General features: G+C 49.8%; 16 protein-coding genes. 8 read left to right on the top strand and 8 right to left on the bottom strand.

Annotated features, from left to right (window positions below):
* Nucleotides 1-57 precede the first annotated feature (57 nt).
* Nucleotides 58-1,815 (bottom strand): methyl-accepting chemotaxis protein, encoded by a 1,758-nt coding sequence (locus ASG16_RS12555; protein WP_056491436.1) that lies wholly within the window; start codon nucleotides 1,813-1,815, stop codon nucleotides 58-60.
* Nucleotides 1,816-2,055: 240 nt separating this feature from the next.
* Between ASG16_RS12555 and lplA the strand changes: the two genes are divergently transcribed.
* The 3 genes from lplA to ASG16_RS12540 all read left to right on the top strand — a co-directional run bounded on the left by lplA (nucleotide 2,056) and on the right by ASG16_RS12540 (nucleotide 6,744).
* Nucleotides 2,056-3,045: a lipoate--protein ligase gene (gene lplA / locus ASG16_RS12550; RefSeq protein WP_056491434.1), complete on the top strand. Its 990-nt coding sequence runs from the start codon at nucleotides 2,056-2,058 to the stop codon at nucleotides 3,043-3,045.
* A gap of 109 nt (nucleotides 3,046-3,154) precedes the next feature.
* Nucleotides 3,155-5,821, top strand: coding sequence for a toxin Cry1Ac domain D-VI-related protein (locus ASG16_RS12545; protein WP_056491432.1), 2,667 nt, complete (start codon nucleotides 3,155-3,157; stop codon nucleotides 5,819-5,821).
* A gap of 32 nt (nucleotides 5,822-5,853) precedes the next feature.
* On the top strand, nucleotides 5,854-6,744 hold the full coding sequence (locus ASG16_RS12540; RefSeq protein ID WP_056491431.1) for a GNAT family N-acetyltransferase: 891 nt from the start codon (nucleotides 5,854-5,856) through the stop codon (nucleotides 6,742-6,744).
* Between the two features lie 95 nt (nucleotides 6,745-6,839).
* Here the strand turns inward: ASG16_RS12540 and ASG16_RS12535 are convergent, their stop codons facing one another.
* A complete protein-coding gene (locus ASG16_RS12535; protein WP_056491428.1) occupies nucleotides 6,840-7,811 on the bottom strand; it encodes a DMT family transporter in 972 nt (323 codons plus the stop codon).
* A gap of 137 nt (nucleotides 7,812-7,948) precedes the next feature.
* Here ASG16_RS12535 and ASG16_RS12530 point away from each other — a divergent pair, with 137 nt between their 5' ends.
* From ASG16_RS12530 to ASG16_RS12520, 3 genes are all read left to right on the top strand, one after another.
* Nucleotides 7,949-8,809, top strand: coding sequence for a LysR family transcriptional regulator (locus tag ASG16_RS12530; protein ID WP_056491426.1), 861 nt, complete (start codon nucleotides 7,949-7,951; stop codon nucleotides 8,807-8,809).
* A gap of 107 nt (nucleotides 8,810-8,916) precedes the next feature.
* Nucleotides 8,917-9,696: a helix-turn-helix domain-containing protein gene (locus ASG16_RS12525; RefSeq protein WP_056491425.1), complete on the top strand. Its 780-nt coding sequence runs from the start codon at nucleotides 8,917-8,919 to the stop codon at nucleotides 9,694-9,696.
* A gap of 169 nt (nucleotides 9,697-9,865) precedes the next feature.
* A complete protein-coding gene (locus tag ASG16_RS12520) occupies nucleotides 9,866-11,059 on the top strand; it encodes an MFS transporter (RefSeq protein ID WP_056491423.1) in 1,194 nt (397 codons plus the stop codon).
* Here the strand turns inward: ASG16_RS12520 and ASG16_RS12515 are convergent.
* Complete coding sequence (locus ASG16_RS12515) at nucleotides 11,028-11,984, bottom strand: helix-turn-helix transcriptional regulator (protein ID WP_056491420.1); 957 nt, start codon at nucleotides 11,982-11,984, stop codon at nucleotides 11,028-11,030. The genes ASG16_RS12520 and ASG16_RS12515 overlap by 32 nt on opposite strands.
* Nucleotides 11,985-12,102: 118 nt before the next feature.
* Here ASG16_RS12515 and ASG16_RS12510 point away from each other — a divergent pair, with 118 nt between their 5' ends.
* Nucleotides 12,103-12,978, top strand: a complete 876-nt coding sequence (locus ASG16_RS12510) for an SDR family oxidoreductase (protein WP_056491418.1) — start codon at nucleotides 12,103-12,105, stop codon at nucleotides 12,976-12,978.
* 51 nt (nucleotides 12,979-13,029) lie between these two features.
* Here ASG16_RS12510 and ASG16_RS12505 read toward each other — a convergent pair whose 3' ends face one another.
* From ASG16_RS12505 to ASG16_RS12485, 5 genes are read right to left on the bottom strand one after another with little or no spacing between them, the layout of a single operon-like run.
* Nucleotides 13,030-13,590, bottom strand: a complete 561-nt coding sequence (locus ASG16_RS12505) for a hypothetical protein (protein WP_056491417.1) — start codon at nucleotides 13,588-13,590, stop codon at nucleotides 13,030-13,032.
* A gap of 26 nt (nucleotides 13,591-13,616) precedes the next feature.
* Complete coding sequence (locus tag ASG16_RS12500; protein ID WP_056491415.1) at nucleotides 13,617-14,852, bottom strand: benzoate/H(+) symporter BenE family transporter; 1,236 nt, start codon at nucleotides 14,850-14,852, stop codon at nucleotides 13,617-13,619.
* A gap of 35 nt (nucleotides 14,853-14,887) precedes the next feature.
* A complete protein-coding gene (locus tag ASG16_RS12495) occupies nucleotides 14,888-16,324 on the bottom strand; it encodes a sigma-54-dependent transcriptional regulator (RefSeq protein ID WP_056491413.1) in 1,437 nt (478 codons plus the stop codon).
* The gene (locus ASG16_RS12490) at nucleotides 16,293-17,606 is read right to left on the bottom strand and encodes a sensor histidine kinase (RefSeq protein WP_056491411.1); all 1,314 of its coding nucleotides are present in this window, start codon (nucleotides 17,604-17,606) and stop codon (nucleotides 16,293-16,295) included. The genes ASG16_RS12495 and ASG16_RS12490 overlap by 32 nt, the downstream gene beginning before the upstream one ends.
* Before the next feature lie 10 nt (nucleotides 17,607-17,616).
* On the bottom strand, nucleotides 17,617-18,765 hold the full coding sequence (locus ASG16_RS12485) for an iron-containing alcohol dehydrogenase (protein ID WP_056491409.1): 1,149 nt from the start codon (nucleotides 18,763-18,765) through the stop codon (nucleotides 17,617-17,619).
* A gap of 259 nt (nucleotides 18,766-19,024) precedes the next feature.
* On the opposite strand from ASG16_RS12485, the gene adhP reads away from it, so the two are divergent.
* Nucleotides 19,025-20,038, top strand: a complete 1,014-nt coding sequence (gene adhP, locus ASG16_RS12480) for an alcohol dehydrogenase AdhP (protein WP_056491404.1) — start codon at nucleotides 19,025-19,027, stop codon at nucleotides 20,036-20,038.
* Nucleotides 20,039-20,097 lie beyond the last annotated feature (59 nt).

Below are 20,097 nucleotides of genomic sequence, written 5' to 3'. Positions count from 1 at the left end.
TGCAATGTCAGGGATGACCAGCAAAGGCAGCCTTTTTTGTTTGAGAGATGATCGTCGTTACACCTTAAATTGCTGAATCGATTCATGCAGCTCATCCGCCATTTTTGACAGGGAAGCAGCAGAGGACGAAATTTCCTCCATAGAGGCTAATTGTTGTTCTGCGGCAGCCGAAATGTTTTGTGTTCCGAAAGCCGTTGTCTCCGCAGTGGTGGCAATCGCTTCAATGGAATGGACAGCTTGCTCTGCTCCGCTTGTCATATGATGAGTGGCTGTGGTAACTTGCTGAATCTGACGTGCTACTTCTGTCGTTCCAGACAAAATTTCCTGGAAGGCCTTGCTGGCTTCATGTACGACTTCGATTCCAGCCGAAACCTCAGATGTCGTCGTCTCCATCACGTATACGGCTTTGTTCGTATCGACCTGAATCGCGCTAATGAGATCTTTAATCTGTTGAGTAGATTTTGCTGATTGCTCGGCCAAGATACGTACTTCATTGGCGACAACAGCAAATCCACGTCCATGCTCTCCAGCACGGGCAGCTTCGATCGCAGCGTTTAGTGCCAACAGGTTCGTTTGTTCGGCAATGGATGTGATGACCTCAACAATGTTGCTGATTTCTGAAGAGCGGTGACCAAGCATTTTGATTGATTCTGCCAACTCAAGAACAGTAGTGTTGATGGAATTCATTTGAGCGATGGCACCGCCAATCGCTTCATTGCCGCTTGAGACCAGCACGTTCGCTGTATCGACTGTCAGAGAGACTTGTTCGGAACTGGATGCAATTTGTTGCAGACGCGAGGACATGTCGTTGATCGTCTTGACCGTTCCATCGATCGTTTTGGACTGATCTTCTGCTCCGATGGCGATCTCTTGCATCGTGACGGCAATTTGCTCGGTTGCCTTGCTCGTCTGTTCTGCACTCGCCGTCAGCTCCTCAGAGGTAGAAGCGACGTGCAGAGAGCTGATGCGGACACGAGAAATGAGCTGGCGCAGATTCTCTGTCATATGGGTCACGTCATGTACCAATTGTCCGATTTCATCACGGTTTTTTACGACGATGTCTTTCCCGGACAGATCACCACCGGCAATTTCTTTCACGCGCTCGGCAACCAGGGCAATCGGCTTGGAAATGAACCCGGAGGCATACCACGAGACGACGAATCCGATGATCAAGGAGATTCCCAGCACGATCAGCAAATCAGACAGTACACTTTCAGCAGCGGCATTGAAGTCTTCCATGTAGCTGCTTGCGCTTACGATCCATCCCCAGTGAGGGTCTAGCTTGGAATAGGCGATTTTCGGATAGAGAACATCTGGCTCCGTTGGCTTCGACCACTGATAGTATGTAAAGCCGCCACCTTCCTGACCACGCTTAATCATTTCTTGGGTAAAAAAGGTACCATCAGGATCTTTTGTATCCCATTGATTCTTCCCCTCAATAGAAGGAGAGGCGAGCATGACACCTTTCTCATCCAGAACGAACATGTATCCACTAGCACCGGAATCGACATTTTTGTTAATCGAGCGGGTTCCATCCGATTGCTTAGGCCCGAGGATGTGAGTTTTTACTTGCTCTTGTGCATCTTCTTTGCTGATTTTCCCAGCTTCGACCTGTTTCTGGAGAATATCAATCATTTCAATCGTCAAGTTCACGTTGTTTTTTAAGATGCGGCTGCCCAAGTCGTCCAAGCTGTAGCTCGCAGAATAATAGCCCTGAATTCCGATGTTAAGGCATGGAAGCGCCAATAGCAGGAGACATAACAGGACGAGCTTCGTACGTAGAGATCTTGAACGGGAGAACTTGGCTGTTTTCATAAAGAACACCTCGTTGATCCATAGTATTTCATCTAGAAAAGAAAACACCAAGATGATTGCCCCTAGACTTACGTCAATTATCGACAATATGAAAACGTTTTTATAGAGGATTTTCAAAAAATCTACAAAAAAATTAGAAAAGGAAACAAGGCTTCCTACATGAGCCGATTCGAAAGCAGTACAGACCAGAAGGAAATGGTATGATAGAAAGATAGAACGCTTACAGATGGAGGCTATCTAATGAAATTCATCGATAATCAAGGGATTACAGATCCGCGCATCAATTTGGCGATTGAGGAGTATGCTCTAAAGAATTTGCCCAACAGTGACGACTACTTGCTGTTTTATATCAATGAACCTTCTATTATTATCGGGAAAAACCAAAACACAATTGAAGAGATCAATGCGACCTATGTAGAGGAAAATAACATTCACGTCGTTCGCAGGCTGTCTGGCGGCGGTGCGGTTTATCACGATCTGGGCAATCTCAACTTCAGCTTTATTACGAATGATGACGGCGAGTCCTTCCACAATTTCCGCAAATTCACGGCTCCCGTTGTACAAGCCTTGAAAACATTAGGGGTAGAAGCAGAGCTGACTGGACGAAATGACATACAGGTCGGGGAACGGAAAATTTCTGGCAATGCGCAGTATTCGACCAAAGGACGTATGTTCAGCCACGGCACGCTGCTTTTTGATTCGGAGATGGAAAACGTCGTGTCTGCGTTGAAGGTAAACGCAGAGAAGATCCAGTCCAAGGGAATCAAATCCATTCGAAGCCGCGTCGCCAACATTTCGGAGTTTTTGGTGAATAAGATGACCATAGAAGAGTTCCGTCTGGCGATTCTCCATTCAATTTTTGGAGAAGGAGAGATCGAAGAATACAGGCTGACCGACGAGGATTGGGAGAAGATCCACGAGCTTTCCCGTTCCCGTTATCAGACTTGGGAGTGGAACTACGGCAAGTCACCGAAAAGCAATTACCGTCAATCCAAGCGTTTCGATATCGGCACCGTGGAGATTCAGCTTGATATTGAAAAAGGCAAGATTAAAGAAGCGAAAATATACGGGGATTTCTTCGGTGTACGCGATGTAGCAGAGCTGGAAGCAGTGCTGCGAGATACGCCGTACGATCGCTCCTCTATTAGTGAGCGACTGGCTGATATCAATCTTCAGGAGTTTTTCGGAAAGCTGGATCAAGCTTCTTTTGTCGATCTGCTACTCGTTTAAAAAAGTACGTCAAAAACCTAACTTTTGTTAGGTTTTTTTCATTTCCTCCTCTGATAGCATTAGTTTGCATTGTTTTGTCATACAGAAGAAAAAGAGGGGGTATTTACATATGGGCAAACAGCAGCCAAAAGCCAAAACAATCTTAACTGCCGTTGTTTCCACTGGTTTTTTGCTTTCTTTTGTCGGCAATGCCTATGCAGCCGTGTCCTATCCGATTAAAGAAGTCCAGACAATCGGGACAGCCAGTATGTCAGTAGCAGAAGACCAAACAGATGAGGAAGTACGAGAGGCATCAGAGGAAGTCGTAGAAGAAGAGAACCAGTCATGGGAGTCCTTGCTAGAGTCAGAGGGGCATACAGCGACTAACGGCTTTATTGCTTATCGATTGGAGACAGCTCCAGACAAGACACCTGCTGCAAAGGATTTCCGTTTGACAGCCGCTATAGATGATCAAAAGCCCACAAGGATCAAAATCAAAAGCTTTGTCTGGCTAGAGGAAGAGCAGCTTGTTTTGCTTAGTTTTTCACCGTTTCGTGCAGCAAAAAAAGAACAGACGGTTTCCCTGCGCTTGCAGTATGACGGTGAGGAAGAGGAATTAGAACCATTCGTGATCGCTGAGAAAGGGACAAAAGCAGAGCGAATCGAGCTGGTAGCGATGGCAAAAGATGCAGAGTTATCAACGGAAGATAAAACGGACAAGACAATAACACTGGTCGCGGTTGCCTGGGATGAGCATGACCGCATCGTCACAGGACGGGAGTTGGTCTGGAGCTCTAGCAATAGACGAATTGCCTTCGTCAACTTTGAGGGCAAGGTAACAGCCAAGAAAGAAGGTTTGGTAGAAATTACGGCAAAAATGGACGATGCGGAAGCCGTCTTTGAGATAGCCATAGATGGAGCCGAGCTGCCTGATTTGCCCGCGCTTTCTGTCAGCGAGGCGGTGATAGAAGAGGCAGGAGCAAATGATGGCAGCATCACGGCAAAACAAACGCTCAAGCTGTCTAACGGCAAGTTCCTTGGTGAACTGTCTGCCGATGATATCGAGGTACATCATCTGCCTGACGGGCTAGATATTGAGGTCAACCAAGAGAGTGATGACGAGCTCACCATTTTGTTTACAGGACAGGCCAGAAAGCATTCAGTCGCGGACACTGTAAAAGAGGTCAGCTTCACGATCGACAAGCGAAACATCAAGCGCGCACAGAAAGATGTCACGAGTGACAGTTTTTCGATCCGTTTCAAAGACCCTGTCATTGTGATTCCGCCCCCAATCGACCCTCCGCCGATCCCGGCTCTGTTAAAAGCGAAGAGAGCAGTCGAAGCGCTGTTTACGGATGGGAAGAAAGAAGAACTGCGGGCAGGAACGACCCAGAAACAGATCGATGATGCGAAGAAGCTGGTCGAGGGGCTGGACAATCGTGTGTCGGAAAAGCCAGGTCTGCTTGCCGATATCGGGAAAGCGCAAACACTCTTGGATAACGGAAAAAATCTGCTGGAGGAAGCGAAACGGGCTGTCGAGGGACTTTTTACGAACCCGGATATGACTGATTTGAAGCCTGATGTTACTCAAGAAACCATTGATGCTGCCAAAACGCTGGTGGAGAAGCTGGACGATCGCGTGTCAGAAAAGCCAGGTCTGCTTGCTCTTATTGGTAAGGCACAGGAGCAGTATGACGACTTGCTGCTAGTCGGAGCAAAAAGAGCCGTTCGTGATCTGTTCGCTGATGAAAGCCAGACAGCGCTAAAATCGGAAGTGACACAGAGCACAATCGATGCAGCGAAGGCGAAAGTAGTGAAACTAAAAGATGGCTCGGAGACAAAGGTATTGCTGTTAGCGGACATCCAAAAGGCACAGGAGCTATTGGATAACGGAAAAAATCTGCTGAAAGAAGCTCAGCAAGCGGTCGAGGGGCTTTATACAACGAATGATATGATCGAACTGAGGCCCAAGGTCACTCTGGAAATGATCGATGCAGCTTATTCCAAGGTCGAGCTTCTCAGTGAAAGTCCAGAAAAAACACACTGGATGTCCTATGTAGCAAAAGCTCAAATATTGTTCAACAACCCACGCATAGATCGTTTGCCTGATACCGAGATCGAGCTGCCGATTGCTCCGACTCATAACCGTCAAGTTACGATTGCCGACAAATGGGAGCCGGCAATGGACAAAAGGGCATTGAGCGAATATCTTGAGGTATCTGTAAAAAACCAGCCTCTCTCATACAAGTATGACAACCAGTTGGATCGTTTTGTAATCAATGAAAAGGAGTACATCACCGTCGAGGTCGACGAGTCTTTGCTGGAAATGACCCATGGAGATTATGGAGTGACGATCAAGGCTAAACCAACGGTAACAGAAGCTGACAACTCTTATGCAGTGTTCAAGCTGTATCGGGGTGCAGACTTGCTGGATACAGAGGAGATTGGTGTCGGCTTTGACGCTACCTACCCACAATTGTTTCCAGATGTCACCGAAGAGGGAACATCCTATACATTGTCGGCGTCAGAACCACTTCGTAATGACCCAAATCCCAATTTGCGGTTGTTATTCTCACCTTCCGGGAAATTTGACGACAAGAGAGAGGTAACGGGGTATGCCAAATTCCAGGTGTCCGGAAACACCATTCGCATAACGTTCCAGGATACGTTCTACAACACGTTCGGGTCTCTCATCACGGAACAGAGCAAGGTTTCCTTTGAACCAGGCTTCATGAGGGATAAGGCTGGGAATCTGATACAAGGGACAGCAACAGCACCTGTAAAACCCAAGCAATGAGTAAGCCAAAGTCCATCGAGGAGGTACGAACATTGCAACTAGAGGAACTGACTGCCAGCACTGCACGGGCGTATAAATCGTTGGTGCATCCCAAACATCTGGAGTTGCTGGAGCAGATCAATAGCTCATCTGTTTGGGGATTCGGGGCTTCTAACAATAATCAGCCTGCGGGCATCGTGTTGGGGCGATCCGCTGTAAACGAAGGACAGGCCAAGATCATCGAGCTTGTGGTAGCAGAGGGGCATCAACGGCGGGGAATGGGCATGAAGCTGCTGTCATACGCTGAGCAAAAAATGAGAGAGCAAGGCATCAGCGATGGGCAGTTCGCTGGCTTCATCAAAGCACAAGATTTTTCATGGCTCTCCAAAATTGCGATCAGGGAAGGCTGGCAGTTGCCAAAGGTAAAAACCTATATGTACACACTGGGCACGATGCGGTTGGGGGAATGCCAGTGGGTGGAGAGGCTGGCGCTCCCCGAAGGTTTTACCCTCTTTCCATGGAAAGACCTGACACCAGCAGAGCGACTGGACATTGAACAGGGAGAAGGGCAATGGTACACGTCACTGTTGTCTCCGTTTTTTGAAGAAGGAAAATTCGATCCCGATTACAGTACAGGCTTGCGCTATCAGGGGAAAGTCATTGGCTGGGTGATCGTACAGCGACTGGCCGGTAATCTGCTTTTGTACAAAACGATGTTTGTCCAGGAAAAGTATCAGAAGCAGGCAAGAGGAATTACGTTGTTGATGAAAACCATTGCGCAGGCCCAACCAGCGTTTCCCTTTGGTATGTGCTTTGTCGAGCATGACAACGAGCCAATGCTGCGGTTTATGGAAAGAAGATTGGGTCCGACGATTTTGCATCGGAAGCTCTGGATAGAAACGACGAAGGTACTAGTAGGACAATATTCGGATCACTTCTGTTAAAAATGTATGCTTGTCACGCAGGGGTAGCTGCGACCATGATAGAAAAAAGGATAGAGATTCAGGCTTCCTGAATTTCTATCCTTCTTTTTTTTAGACTACATGGACGGTACTTTTCTTCCGCTCGGTTGTTGCTTTGTGACGGAACGGTATTGTAGTTGCTTTCTTTGGAAGTGGTTGTTCCCGATCAGGGCAAGGATCACGAGCAAGGTGCCGCACAATTCGTAACGGCTGATCTCATAACCTTGAAACGCCATCATGGCAAAGGTCGTGATCGGAACCAGGTTGATAAACAAAATGCCGTTGAGCGGAGTGAGCAGCTTGATGCCTGCATTCCAGCTCAAAAGAGCTACAAAGCCGGGTAAAAGAACCATGAAGGCCATTTCGTACTTGATGGACATCACAGTCTCGACAGTAGGAACCGGAAGCCATTGAAAGAGTGAGGAAGTCGTGACAATGACGAAATTCACGCCTGTTCCTAAGAGACACGTCAACGTGGAGTAGCGAAGTGTAGACCACGTGTGAAAACGCCCGCCGCCGATCGAGTAGACAACCCAACCCACGACACCGATGAAAATGAAGAACAACGGAATCAAATGCTCACTTGCTGTAGTAAAGAAGGTAAGATTGCCATTGGTAATAACAAGGACAGCTCCGACCAAAGCGACCAGAATCGTCGCCAACGTATAGTACGGCGGCAGCTTTCTAGTGGTAATGGACAAAATTACAATCGAGATCATCGGCATGAGCACTTCCATAATGGAAGCTGCAATCGTACCTGGTTCCCCCATCAAATCCTGCCCGAGAAATACTCCCATATTGTAGACGGTAAACGCCATTGTTCCAAAAAACAGCAGAGACTTCCCACGCCCCTCAAAACGAAAAGCAGATAAGCCTTCTTTTGCCCAGAGCAAACCGCACAAAATGATGGTTACGAAAAAATAGCGAAGAAATGAGAAGTAAAATGGATCGATCTCTTGCAGCGCGATGTGCGCAACTGGAAACATTGCCCCCCATGACATACTGGCCACCATGCAGAAAATAGACCCCAAAAGTAGTTGCTTGTTCATTATGCGATTTCTCCCTTTCAATCTGAAGCTGACAAAGTTGACTTACCACATCATACTGGATGAAAATATGTTAGTATAATGATTGATAATAACTTTATGTATCATTTTCAGTGATAGATGAAAAGAGGGAGAGCAACGTGGAGATCAATGATTTGAAAATATTCCAGATGGTCGCCACATTGGGCAGCGTGAGCAAGACCGCAGCCGAGCTGAGCTACGTTCAGTCGAATGTGACGGCGCGGATCAAGCTACTGGAAAAAGAGCTGGGAACACCTTTGTTTTATCGCAACAAGCGAGGCATGACCTTAAATACAGAAGGGAAGCGCCTGCTCGAATATTCGCGAGAGATCATCAACAAATTCGAGGAAATGCAAAAGTACTTTCATCGGGCTTCCGAGCCGTCCGGGGTGCTAGAGGTTGGGATGGTCGAGACGATCAATGCCCTTCCGAGGTTGCTATCCTCGTATTGCAGCCAGTATCCGCATGTGGATATTTCACTAAAGGCAGGCGTGACAGAGCAACTGCTGCAAAAAGTATTGGATCTCGCGCTGGATGGAGCGTTCGTGAGTGGACCGATCAATCATCCTTTGATCGAGCAGGAGCAAGTGTTTCAAGAGGAGCTGGTGTTGGTAACGAAAAACAGTTCCTTCACTGCCAGTGATATCACAGGGAAAGCTCTTTTGCTCTACAAAAAGGGCTGCGGATATCGAGAACGGTTAGAGACCTGGATGAAGGTAGAGGGCTTGATTCCGAAAAAAGTGATGGAATTCGGAACGTTTGAGACCATTATCGGGGGCGTAGCAGCGGGGATCGGCATTACCATTTTGCCGAAGTCGGCAGTACATCACTTGGTCGAAAGCGGAACGGTTCATATACATCGCATCCCGGAGCCTTATCATGAGGTGACAACCGTTTTTATTCGCAGAAAAGATTCATTTGTAACGAACACGATGCAAGCGTTTCTGAACGAAATCCGTTTGCAGAAAACGAAAGCGTAAGTGCTCCCATTTACTCCTTCCATCGTTCAGAAAAATATGGTAAATTCTATTTTAGAACAAACGTTCTGCATTTGGTTGTGAAGAAGAGGGAGGGAGCAGCTCGATTGATGGACAAGTATACCGAAATTGACGAAGTGATCGCTTATATACATCGGCATTTAGACGAGCCTTTACCACTTTCCCGGTTGGCGAATCATGTTGCGTATAGCCAGTATCATTTTGCGCGGATTTTTAAAGAAAGAATCGGTCTCCCACCTCTTTATTACGTATCGACCATGCGACTCCAAAGGGCAAAGGATTTACTGCTGCGCACCAATATGAGTGTTCGCGACATTGGTCTGGAAATTGGCCAGCAGAGCCTCGGCACGTTCTCTACCCGTTTTACGGAGCGTGTCGGGGTATCGCCTAGCGAATTTCGAGAAACGGCCCAGCTAGCGGAAGACCGTCTCCGTTCCTTGCAGCAGTTGACAGAGTGGAGTCGGTTACATCCGTCCCCGGAGCGGCCGATGACCATTGCAGGAACAATCGAGTCCACAGAGCCATTTCAAGGCGTCATTTTGATTGGATTGTTTGCCAAGCCGATTCCGGAAGGTCTTCCTTTATACGGAACCTTGCTGCCCTCGCTAGGCAATTTTTGTTTTACCAATGTCAAACCGGGCACGTATTACTTGATGGCGACGTCTGTTGCCTGGGGTATGCAGGCGATGGATTTTCTCTTGCCGTACGAGACATTGCGCACACGTTCCAAGAAACCAATCATTGTCACATCAACTGCGATCGTCCCCCATCAGCAAGTTACTCTTCATGTGCCACATCCGGACGACCCTCCCATCTTGATTTCTCTTTCTTTGCTCATGAACAGATTCATTCAGCGGCTTCCTCAATAAGATCAATCACCTGCCCTTTTGCTATGGTTTGGTTAGAATGGAGCTTCTTAGGAAAGCCTACTATCACAATAGTCGAACTTTTTTTCGCGAGCAGGATATTGGGTGAAAAAGCGAAATGATAACTAGGCGCGAATATCATGCGCAAAAGAAAGGAAAGCAGGGAACGAGAATGTCAAAGCCTTACAAAAAAGTTTTTTGGGCAGCCGGTTTTGGCTGGATGTTCGATGCTATGGATGTTGCACTTTTATCTTTTATTATGGTGGCATTACGACAGGAATGGGGTTTGACAGGGGAAGAGGCCGGGTTGCTCGGGACGGGTAATCTCGTCGGCATGGCGATTGGAGCGATTGCAGGTGGCTATTTGGCTGACCGAATTGGCCGCAAGCCAGTGTTTTTGCTGACTTTGGTCTTGTTTGGCTTGGCGAGCTTTGCGAGCGCTTTCGCAACTGGTTTTGCGACCATGCTGCTGTTCCGCTTCCTGATGGGACTCGGCTTGGGTGCCGAGCTGCCGGTAGCCTCGACGCTGGTAAATGAGTTTGCGCCACCGGAGAAGCGAGGAAGTACGGTTGTGCTGTTGGAGAGTTTTTGGGCGGTCGGTTGGATCGCGGCAGCCGTCATCGCGTATTTTATCATTCCGGACTACGGCTGGCGCGTGGCTGTCATGATCGGGGCGTTGCCCGTCGTGTATGCCTGGTTTGCTCGAAGGAGCATTCCTGAATCTCCGCAGTTTCAAAAGCAGACGGAAAAGATTCCGGTTGGAAAGCTGTTAACGTCCCATCGCAAAGAGACGATTACGCTGTGGGTCGTCTGGTTTGCAATTGCGTTCTCGTACTACGGCATGTTTTTATGGATGCCATCTGTTTTGGTCGACAAAGGCTTTACGATGATCAAAAGCTTCCAATACGTACTGATCATGACGTTGGCCCAACTGCCAGGCTATTTCGCGGCAGCCTATCTCGTGGAAAAATGGGGACGGAAAGGGACGCTGGCGACCTTCTTGTTCATGACTGGCGTGATGGCTTTTGCTTTTGGACAAAGCAGTGGCACTATGGAGCTGTTGGTGACGGGAGCCTTCTTGTCCTTCTTCAATCTGGGGGCCTGGGGTGCTTTGTACGCGTACACGCCGGAAAATTATCCGACACCACTGCGCGCTACTGGTTCTGGTATGGCATCTGGTGTCGGAAGAATCGGCAGTATTATCGCGCCGTATCTCGTCGGTTACTACTCGTCGCATCATTACAGCTACACGTTCATTTTTAGTGTATTTACCGCAGTGCTGATCGTGGGAGCAATCGTCCTGCTCATGTGCGGACGAGAAACGAAGGTGCTTGCTAATTCTGGCCCTCGTACAGGCGAAGTATAGCTCGAGCTTGCTCTGCGACCTCACGTTTCAGTTCTTGCGGCTCCAACACTTGAATGTGCGGGCCAAAGCTGAGCACTAGCGAGCATGCTGACGCAAGTGTATGAAATTCAACCTCTGCTTCCATCCAGTCGTCTGTTGCGGCTTGGGTGGAAGCTATTTTTATATAACGCTCCTGTTTTACAGCAGGCAGCGTCTCTTTTTTGACGAGCAACCGCGCAGGATATCGCGGGAGACTGGACTTGAAGTCCAAGGTGGATTGTTCCCAATAGGAAGCGAGGTCGAAATCACTTGGACGGAGGAAGCCATCATCTAACAGACGTGCATCCAACAGTCGTGAAATCCGGTACGTCCGCATGTCCTCGTCCACTTGAGCGACCAAATACCAGATGCTGCGCTTGGCGACGAGTCCGAGCGGGCAGACAATGCGCTCTACGGCCATATCTTCGCGCATGTAACGAATGAACAGCTTGCGGGAAAGCCATACGGCATCTTGAACCGTGGACAAGAACGGAAACGTCTCCGTAGATTCATGCCAGCCAGCTCCATCGATATGAAGGAGCTGGCGTACGTGGATGGCGTCCTGCTGAACGGTTTTTGGCAGCGCGGACAGCAGCTTGAGAAAAGCAGCTTCATAGTTTTCATGCAGCCCGAGATCATTCAACAAGGCAGCAGGGGACGCTACGAGCAGTGATTGCAGCTCATCTATTTTCATTCCAGTCAAATTACTGCGATACCCTTCTGCCAAAGCCCAGCCCCCATCTGCGCCGCGCAGGGCATAGACGGGAACGCCTGACGCACTCAAAGCTTCCATATCACGATGAACGGTTCGCTCGGACACCTCCAGCCTTTCTGCTAATTGCTTGGAAGTCATGCGACCGTGGTTTTGCAAGAGCAATAAGATCGTAAGAAGTCGATCTGCCCGCATAAAAAGCCCTCCTAGAAGTAAAAAAACATTACTTTGATTGTATCGTAACGAATATGACAGCGGTTGTCATATTTGCTTCGTTATTCTTGATGCATAAATCGGTAAGGAGGCATTACAAATGAAACCATTACAAGGCAAAGTAGCGGTGGTAGCAGGCGGCACAAGAGGAGCAGGCCGGGGGATTGCCGTCAGTCTGGGAGAAGCAGGGGCGACGGTATATGTGACGGGACGTACGGTGCGTGGTCAGCACTCTGATATGGCGCGACAGGAGACGATTGAAGAGACAGCAGAGCTCGTGACGGCAAGCGGCGGAATCGGGATCGCTGTGCGAGTCGATCATACGCAGGAAGAAGAGGTAAAAGCGTTCTTTGAGCGAGTAAAAGCGGAGCAAAATGGACAGCTCGATCTTTTGGTCAATGACATCTGGGGCGGAGATCCGTTGACTCACTGGGGGATGCCGTTCTGGGAGCAGCCATTGGCAGACGGCCTTTTGATGCAAGAGCGAGCTATTCGGACGCATATGATCACCAGTCACTATGCTGTTCCACTCATGGTGGCGCAGAAAAAAGGGCTGATCATCGAGATTACAGACGGAATCGACTATCGGTACCGCGGCAATCTGTACTACAGCTTGGCAAAAATCTCGACGATTCATCTCGCTGCGTCGATGGCAGAGGACCTGCGCTCACATGGGGTTACCGCGTTGGCTTTAACACCGGGCTTCCTGCGCTCAGAAGCGATGCTCGATCTTTTTGGCGTGACAGAAGAGACGTGGAGAGAGGCAGTGAAGCAAGATAAGCACTTCATTATGTCGGAAACACCTACGTACATCGGTCGAGCAGTGGTTGCGCTGGCTTCGGACCCGGCTGTCGCAGAAAAAACAGGGAAAACGGTCAGTACATGGGGCTTGTCGGACGAGTATCCTTTTACGGATCGAGACGGCAGCCGTCCGCATTGGGGAAATTACGCCGAGGAACAAGGTTTTTACCGCTAGTTTCAGGGAACAGAGAAAACGGCTCCTCAGATTCATTCGAGGAGCCGTTTCTTAGATTGCATCCAGTACATCCTCTTCCGTAATAGAGGGAATCTCGTCTGACACAAACACGTTCTTATACTCGGTGCCGCTGTCCCCACCGGTCGCTTTAAATAACTGATTCGGAGTGTTTGGAAACCATGTCACATGACCAGCCTCTTCATCATAACCACCGTTGAGAAACAGAAGGTACTCGCCTTCTGGAATTTCAATCTGCTTATGATCCGCAATCGGAGCGATCTCTTTATCTTTAGCAGGTTGAAAACCTACGATGCGATACAGCTTGATCGTATCCCCCGCCTCAATCGGGTGCTCGGTGAGGTTTTGAAACACGTTGACCACGGCTACTTCATACACGTAGAGTACGAGAAATTCGGTTTTTTCTTCTTTGTATACTTTGGGAACGGTGCCTTTCAAAATAACCATGGCGTCTTGGGTGATTTCTTCTGTGGATGAAAAAGTTTTCGATAGCGCAAAACCACTTGAGGAGTGTGTGGACTCCTTCGTCGTGCAAGCAGAGCCAGCCACTAAAAGGAAAGCTGAAAGAGTGATAACACCAAACCATTTTTTCACGGCACTCTCTCCTCATGTTCAGGCAGCTATGCCAACGGCTGCGTATTCTTCTTTTTCACAAACCAGCTTTTCACATTGCCATTCATAATCAGATGGGTGATCACCCCCGCAATCAAGCCCCAGAAAGCAGCACCGATTCCGCCAATGGAGATGCCGGAAATCGTCACGAGAAACGTAACCAAGGCGCATTCGCGTTCCTTCGCTTCGCTCATCGCCTGTGCGAGGCTGGAACTGAGCGAGGCAAACAAAGCCAAGCCCGCAATGACGGCGATCAATTCTTTGGGCAAGGCAGCGAATACCGAAGCCATCGTAGCGCCAAACATCCCGAAGAGTAAGTAAAAGCCCCCGCAGGCAATTCCGGCAATGTAGCGCTTGGTATGATCCGGATGAGCTTCTTTTCCCGTGCAAATCGCCGCCGTAATTGCCGCCAGATTGATTCCTGGTGAACCAAAAGGAGCGAGCAATAGAGAAGTGATGCCAGTAGTCGTTACGAGTGGTCCAGCAGGTGTATCGTACCCGTCTGCTTTTAAGACGCTAATTCCTGGGGCGTTCTGAGAGGCAAGCGCGACGATGCACAATGGAATCCCCAGGCCGATGATCGCATCGAGAGAGAACGTCGGCATCGTAAAGACGGGCTGGACGAGGGACATCTGGACATTGTCCATTTGTAAACGCCCCAAAAGAAAGGCGACACCTAAGCCAACCAAAAGCGTAAGCACGACAGCATACCGTGGAGACCAGCGTTTGGCGAACAGATAGCAAAAGATCATCGGAAGAGCCAAGGCGGGCAGGTGCTGCAGGGAAACAAAGACTTCTACGCCAAAAGACAGGAGAATCCCCGCGAGCATGGCGGTCGTAATCGACTGCGGGACGTATTTCATCAAGACGGAAAACAAACCGGAAACGCCGACGAGCGTAATGACCACGGCTGAAAAAATATACGCGCCAATCGCGTCGGGAAAGGAGTATACCGTCAAGCTGGTGACTAACAGAACTGCCCCCGGCGTCGACCAAGCCGTGATGATCGGGGTGCGAAACCAGATGCTGAGCACAATGCACGTCAAGCCGCTCCCAATCGAGATGGCCCAAATCCAGGAAGCGAGGACTGCATCGCTGAGACCGGCACCTTTGGCAGCTTGAAAGACGATCAGCAATGGTCCTGCATAGGAGACCATCGTGGCGATGAGTCCAACAATAACGGCAGATAGAGAGAAGTCAGCAGGGATTTTTTTCAAGGTCGAGAAAGGTTTTTCGGGAACCACGACGTGAATGCCTCCTAGATGCGCCAATGCAGACGTTATGCTTTTTCGTTCAAAATGTAGCGAATCGTCCGTTTGGTGATGTTTAATTTTTTGCTTAAAAGCTGCCTGTTTCCATTTGTTTCAGTCAAGCCCTTTTCGATAATCGTTCGCCCGATCTCGCCTTCGAGCTGTTTAACCCGCTTGATCAAATAATCGAAGTCGATCCCGTCTACAGAGGTGACAAGGCGGCCGATCGTATCGACAAAGCGCTCGCATTCGTGGTCGATGACTTGTTCTATCCGTTTGGGGGCAGTGGATGGATGCACCTGTACTGTGCGGCTTCGCAAATTCGCTGGCAAATGCTCGGCACGCAGTCGTTCGCATTCGTGCAACGCGATGGTTTGATTCAGTACGTTGATCAGTTGGCGGACGTTGCCCGGCCAATCATAGCGCTGCAAGAGCTCGATGGCATCCTGATCGATTTCGCATGGCCCTCCACTGCGCTTTTGCAGGTAGTAGTGCGCGATTGTGGGGATATCCGAAATCCGTTCGCGAAGAGGAGGAATCGACAGCTTGATCCCCTCCAGACGATACAACAGGTCACTGCGGAAACGATTCATCCCGACTTCATGCTCCAGATCGCGGTTGGTGGCAGATATAAAGCGAATATTGCTCTGACCGATCTGTTCGCCACCGACGCGCATGAACTCTCCCGTCTCTAGCGTACGCAAGAGCTTCACTTGAATGGAAGGGGGAGCCTCCCCGATCTCGTCAAGAAACAGCGTTCCGTTATGTGCCAGCTCGAACAAGCCTTTGCGAGATTTGAGTGCTCCGGTAAAAGCGCCCTTTTCATAGCCGAACAGCTCACTTTCCAGCAAGGATTCCGGCACGGCCCCGCAGTTAAAAGCAACAAAAGGCTGCTGGGCGCGATTGCTCGCTCCGTGGAGAAAACGGGCCATCAGCTCCTTGCCGGTACCCGTTTCGCCCTCAATGAGCACATGAATCGCCTTTTTTGCTAATTTTTTGGCAATTGCGCATACATTGGCCATCGGACTGTCAGATGAATACACGATACCATATTGGGCGGCTTCTTGGGATAGGTGATCGCTTTGTTTGCTGGAAGAAGAGAGCACCGAGTCGATGACCTGTTCCAGACTGTCCAGATCATCGAACGGCTTCTCCAAGTAATCGCGCGCGCCCCATTGCATCGCTGTCACAGCCGATTTAATCGTACTGTAGCCTGTCATGATTAAGACTTCGCAGGCGGGAAATACTGCCTTGATCTGTTTGAGCAGCGTCAATCCGTCGGCATCTGGCAGCTTCAGGTCCACGAGTGCAGCGTGAAAGCCGGTAGAATCGGAGTGAAGCAGCCGTTCCACATCCTTGCCAGAATTGGCGACGACGATATCGCAGTCTTTTTTCTTGAGGAAATAGGTAAAAAAGGTAGTTACTTCTGTTTCATCATCCACGATCAAAATCCGTTTTTTCTCCATCGTTGTCCTCCTCGTCAGCTAACAGTGGCAAAAGCATCGTAAACTTGCTGTACTCTCCCTCCACGCTTTCGGCATACAGCTTCCCGCCGTGCGCTTCTGCAATTCCAAGACTGACGGAAAGTCCGAGACCTGTCCCTTTCGTCCGTTCCTTCGTCGAGAAGAAGGGCTGAAAAATTTGCGAAAGCTGTTCTTCACAAATGCCTGTGCCGTTATCGTAGACGGATAAGCCTACGTAAGAGCTGTCCTCCTCTTGTACGAGGAAGGAACGGATGACAATGTGTGGAGATTCCCCGCCTGCCACAGCGTCTCGTGCATTTAACAGGAGATTGATCACAATTTGCTCGATCTGATGACGACTTCCATGAAACAGCAGAGGAGGCTCGGACATTTCCCGGGTTATGGTCAAGCCGGAAACAGACAACTGGTAGCCAATCAGCCCCAGTACGTCCTCTACGACCTCGTCAATAGAGGTGGTGGAAAACAAGTATTCTTCCTGCCGCGAGAAGGTGAGCAGGTTTTGAATGATCTTTTTGCAGCGCACCCCACATTGATAGATGTCTTTCATCAAGGGAGCCTCTGGGGCATCTGTCATCTCGCGCATGAGCAATTGAGAGTTTCCGAGGATGGCCGTGAGCGGACTGTTCAGCTCATGGGCAATGCCGGCAGCCATCTCGCCAATCGCCGCCATTTTTGCGGATTGAATTAGTTGGGCTTCGATTTTGATCTTTTCATTCACGTCTTGAAAAAGCAGGCTGTTTTCTACGACGACGCCGACATGGCTGGCGACGAGCTGGATCAATTCGGCTTCGTCCCGATCTGCTAGCTGCTTTGTTTGGCGTAAGAGCGTCAAAAAACCAAAGCTCTGATTCAACTGACTGCGCAACGGAACAGAGGTGGCGTGATGCTCAGGCAGTACTTCGGCAAGGGTAAGATGAACCTGTCCGGTGAGCACAGGGGTTTCCACAGAAACGGTTTGTGTCAGCGTATGGCACTGCCAATCTCCGTCAGTCCACTTGGCGAGATAGGAGGAGAGCATGCCTCCCTTCACGATGGTCAGGGCAAAGTGCTCGAACACGAGAATTTGCGAGAGCTGTGCGGCGATATAACTGGTGGTTTGTTGCCAGGTGGCGTTGATTTGGATTTGTGTGAGCTGGTTAATGACGGCGAGCTGCTTGTTTTTCTTTTTCATCTCCTCGATCAGATAGACGAGTTCACTGTAATAGCTTTTTCGCGAGGATTGAATCCCGGTCAATTTTTCCAAAATCTCTTGTTTGGTATGCATGGAGAACCTCCTACAAGGCTTGGCGAAACAACGTCGCGACATCGTGGACGGTCATGTCGCGGGGATTGGTCGTCATGCACACGTCCCGTACGGCGAGAGAACTGAGCAGGTCGATTTGCTCTGGATGCAGTCCAATGGCCGACAACGATTGAGGCACCTCCAGATCGCTTACCAGCTCCTTGACTGCTTTGAGTGTGAGACGAGAGGCGGCATGTGTGCTCAAGCCCGCTGTGTTTTCACCGAGACATTCTGCGATTTGCCTGTATTTTTCCGGTGCAGCGATGTAGTTGTACTCAAGTACGTGGGGGAGCAGAATGGCATTCACCTCACCATGCGGAGCGTCGAGAAATCCCCCGAGCTGATGGGACATGGCATGCACAGCACCGAGTATGGCGTTGGAAAAAGCGATCCCGGCTTGAAGACTCGCCATGGCCATCGCTTGCTTGGCCTCGGTATTGTATTGACTGGCGACAGAGGGGCGCAAATGCTTGGCGATGAGACGCATGGCTTGCAGCGAATGCACTTCGGTAAGCGGTGTTGCGGCGAGTGAAATATACGATTCAATGGCATGTGTCAACACATCTATGCCTGTATTGGCAGTGAGCAGCTTGTCCTTGGTCATCAAGGTTTGCGGATCGATGATGGCGATATCGGGTATGAGCGACTTGGAGATGATCGCCATCTTCACCTTGCGTGCACTGTCTACAATGATGGAAAATTGCGAAACCTCCGAACCGGAGCCGGCTGTCGTCGGTACCATCACCATAGGAGGAAGAGGATGCTGGATATTATCGACGCCTTCGTATTGGACGATGCTGCCCTCGTTGGTAGCCAACAGAGCGATGGCCTTGGCTGCATCGATGGCACTGCCTCCGCCAACACCGAGAATGGCATTACACTCCTTGGCCCGATATTCGGCAATCCCGGCATGAATCTCGTAATCTTTCGGATTGGCAGTCACGTTCGTCCATAGATGGTAGTCGAGCCTTTGCTGCTGCAAGTAAGAGATGATCCGCTCGATCCAGCCTGCGCTGGCGACTCCAGGATCACTGACAAGAAAGACGCGAGAAGCTCCCAATCGGCGCAAGCTTTCCCCTACCTGGCCGAGAGACTGGTTCCCGAAAATGATTTCCGGCGTCATGAACTTGGATATTTGCATGTGTTCGCCCCCTTTTTCCACTACGTAGTAATACCGCAGGCAAGGATGAATACCCTTTATCGGCCAAAAGGTTGGCAAGTGGGCCGTTTTTTCGGCTCATGTGCCGCCATATCGGCTGCTTCGAAGAAAGGAAACGGCTAGATGATTGGATTTTTAAGCGCTTTCATGTTGGCATACTGCTTGCAATTAGTAGAAGGCGGGAAGAACACCTGCCCTTTGTGCACATGCCTGAAGGGGTAAAAAGAGGAGGAAGGTCAAGATGAAAGCAGCAGTAGTCAACGAGTTCCATCAAAAGCTGGAAGTAAAGGAAGTCGCGATTCCACATGTCGGATACGGTGAGGTTCTGGTAAAAATCAAGACGTGCGGTGTCTGCCATACGGACCTGCATGCGGCACATGGGGATTGGCCTGTGAAGCCAAAGCTGCCTTTGATTCCTGGGCATGAGGGCGTAGGTGTTGTCGAAAAGCTGGGGGAAGGCGTTACCTCGCTGAAAATGGGTGATCGGGTAGGAATTCCGTGGCTCTTCTCCGCTTGCGGCGAATGCGACTACTGCCTGACTGGGTGGGAGACACTGTGCATGCAGCAGTTAAATGGGGGTTATTCGGCTGACGGTGCCTATGCTGAATATTGCGTAGCACCTGCTGCTTACGTGGCACGTATTCCTGACGAGCTGGGCGATGTGGAAGCAGCGCCGATTCTGTGCGCAGGGGTAACCACGTATAAAGCATTGAAGGTAGCAAACGTGAAGCCGGGTGAATGGGTAGCGATCTACGGCATCGGCGGCTTGGGGCATGTGGCTCTCCAATATGCCAAGGCGATGGGGTACAACGTCGTAGCGGTCGATATTCACAAGGAAAAGCTGGACTTGGCAAAAGAACTAGGGGCAGATGTGACGGTAAACGGCAGTGAAGTTGATCCGGTACAAGCCATTCAGGAGCAGGTGGGTGGTGTCCACGGGGCGATCAGCGTGGCAGTCACCAAGAAGGCGTTTGAACAAGCCTACAAATCCGTTCGACGCGGTGGTTCTCTTGTCGTAGTTGGCTTGCCGAACGCAGAGCTGCCGATCCCGATTTTTGACACGGTGCTGAATGGCGTGACGGTGAGAGGCTCCATCGTGGGGACGCGCAAGGATATGCAAGAAGCACTTGATTTTGCAGCACGCGGCAAGGTTCGCGCGATCATCGAGACGCAGCCGCTGGATCAGATCAATGAAGTGTTGGAGCGTTTGGAAAAAGGTCAAATCAATGGGCGGGTTGTTTTGACGATGGAGTAATGGAAGGATAGGTGAAGCTGTTGTCGGGCTATGCTTTTCGTAAGCATGGGCTGGGCGAC

Source organism: Brevibacillus sp. Leaf182 (assembly GCF_001423865.2).
In the GTDB taxonomy this organism is placed as follows: Bacteria; Bacillota; Bacilli; order Brevibacillales; family Brevibacillaceae; genus Brevibacillus; species Brevibacillus brevis_C.
Note: the sequence above shows the minus strand (reverse complement) of the source record. Positions and strands in the feature narration are given on the sequence as shown.

Coding starts and splice junctions, on each gene's coding strand:
- ASG16_RS12555 (WP_056491436.1), bottom strand. CDS start 1,815: ATGAAAACAGCCAAGTTCTCCCGTTCAAGATCTCTACGTACGAAGCTC.
- lplA (WP_056491434.1), top strand. CDS start 2,056: ATGAAATTCATCGATAATCAAGGGATTACAGATCCGCGCATCAATTTG.
- ASG16_RS12545 (WP_056491432.1), top strand. CDS start 3,155: ATGGGCAAACAGCAGCCAAAAGCCAAAACAATCTTAACTGCCGTTGTT.
- ASG16_RS12535 (WP_056491428.1), bottom strand. CDS start 7,811: ATGAACAAGCAACTACTTTTGGGGTCTATTTTCTGCATGGTGGCCAGT.
- ASG16_RS12525 (WP_056491425.1), top strand. CDS start 8,917: ATGGACAAGTATACCGAAATTGACGAAGTGATCGCTTATATACATCGG.
- ASG16_RS12520 (WP_056491423.1), top strand. CDS start 9,866: ATGTCAAAGCCTTACAAAAAAGTTTTTTGGGCAGCCGGTTTTGGCTGG.
- ASG16_RS12515 (WP_056491420.1), bottom strand. CDS start 11,984: ATGCGGGCAGATCGACTTCTTACGATCTTATTGCTCTTGCAAAACCAC.
- ASG16_RS12510 (WP_056491418.1), top strand. CDS start 12,103: ATGAAACCATTACAAGGCAAAGTAGCGGTGGTAGCAGGCGGCACAAGA.
- ASG16_RS12495 (WP_056491413.1), bottom strand. CDS start 16,324: ATGGAGAAAAAACGGATTTTGATCGTGGATGATGAAACAGAAGTAACT.
- ASG16_RS12490 (WP_056491411.1), bottom strand. CDS start 17,606: ATGCATACCAAACAAGAGATTTTGGAAAAATTGACCGGGATTCAATCC.
- ASG16_RS12485 (WP_056491409.1), bottom strand. CDS start 18,765: ATGCAAATATCCAAGTTCATGACGCCGGAAATCATTTTCGGGAACCAG.
- adhP (WP_056491404.1), top strand. CDS start 19,025: ATGAAAGCAGCAGTAGTCAACGAGTTCCATCAAAAGCTGGAAGTAAAG.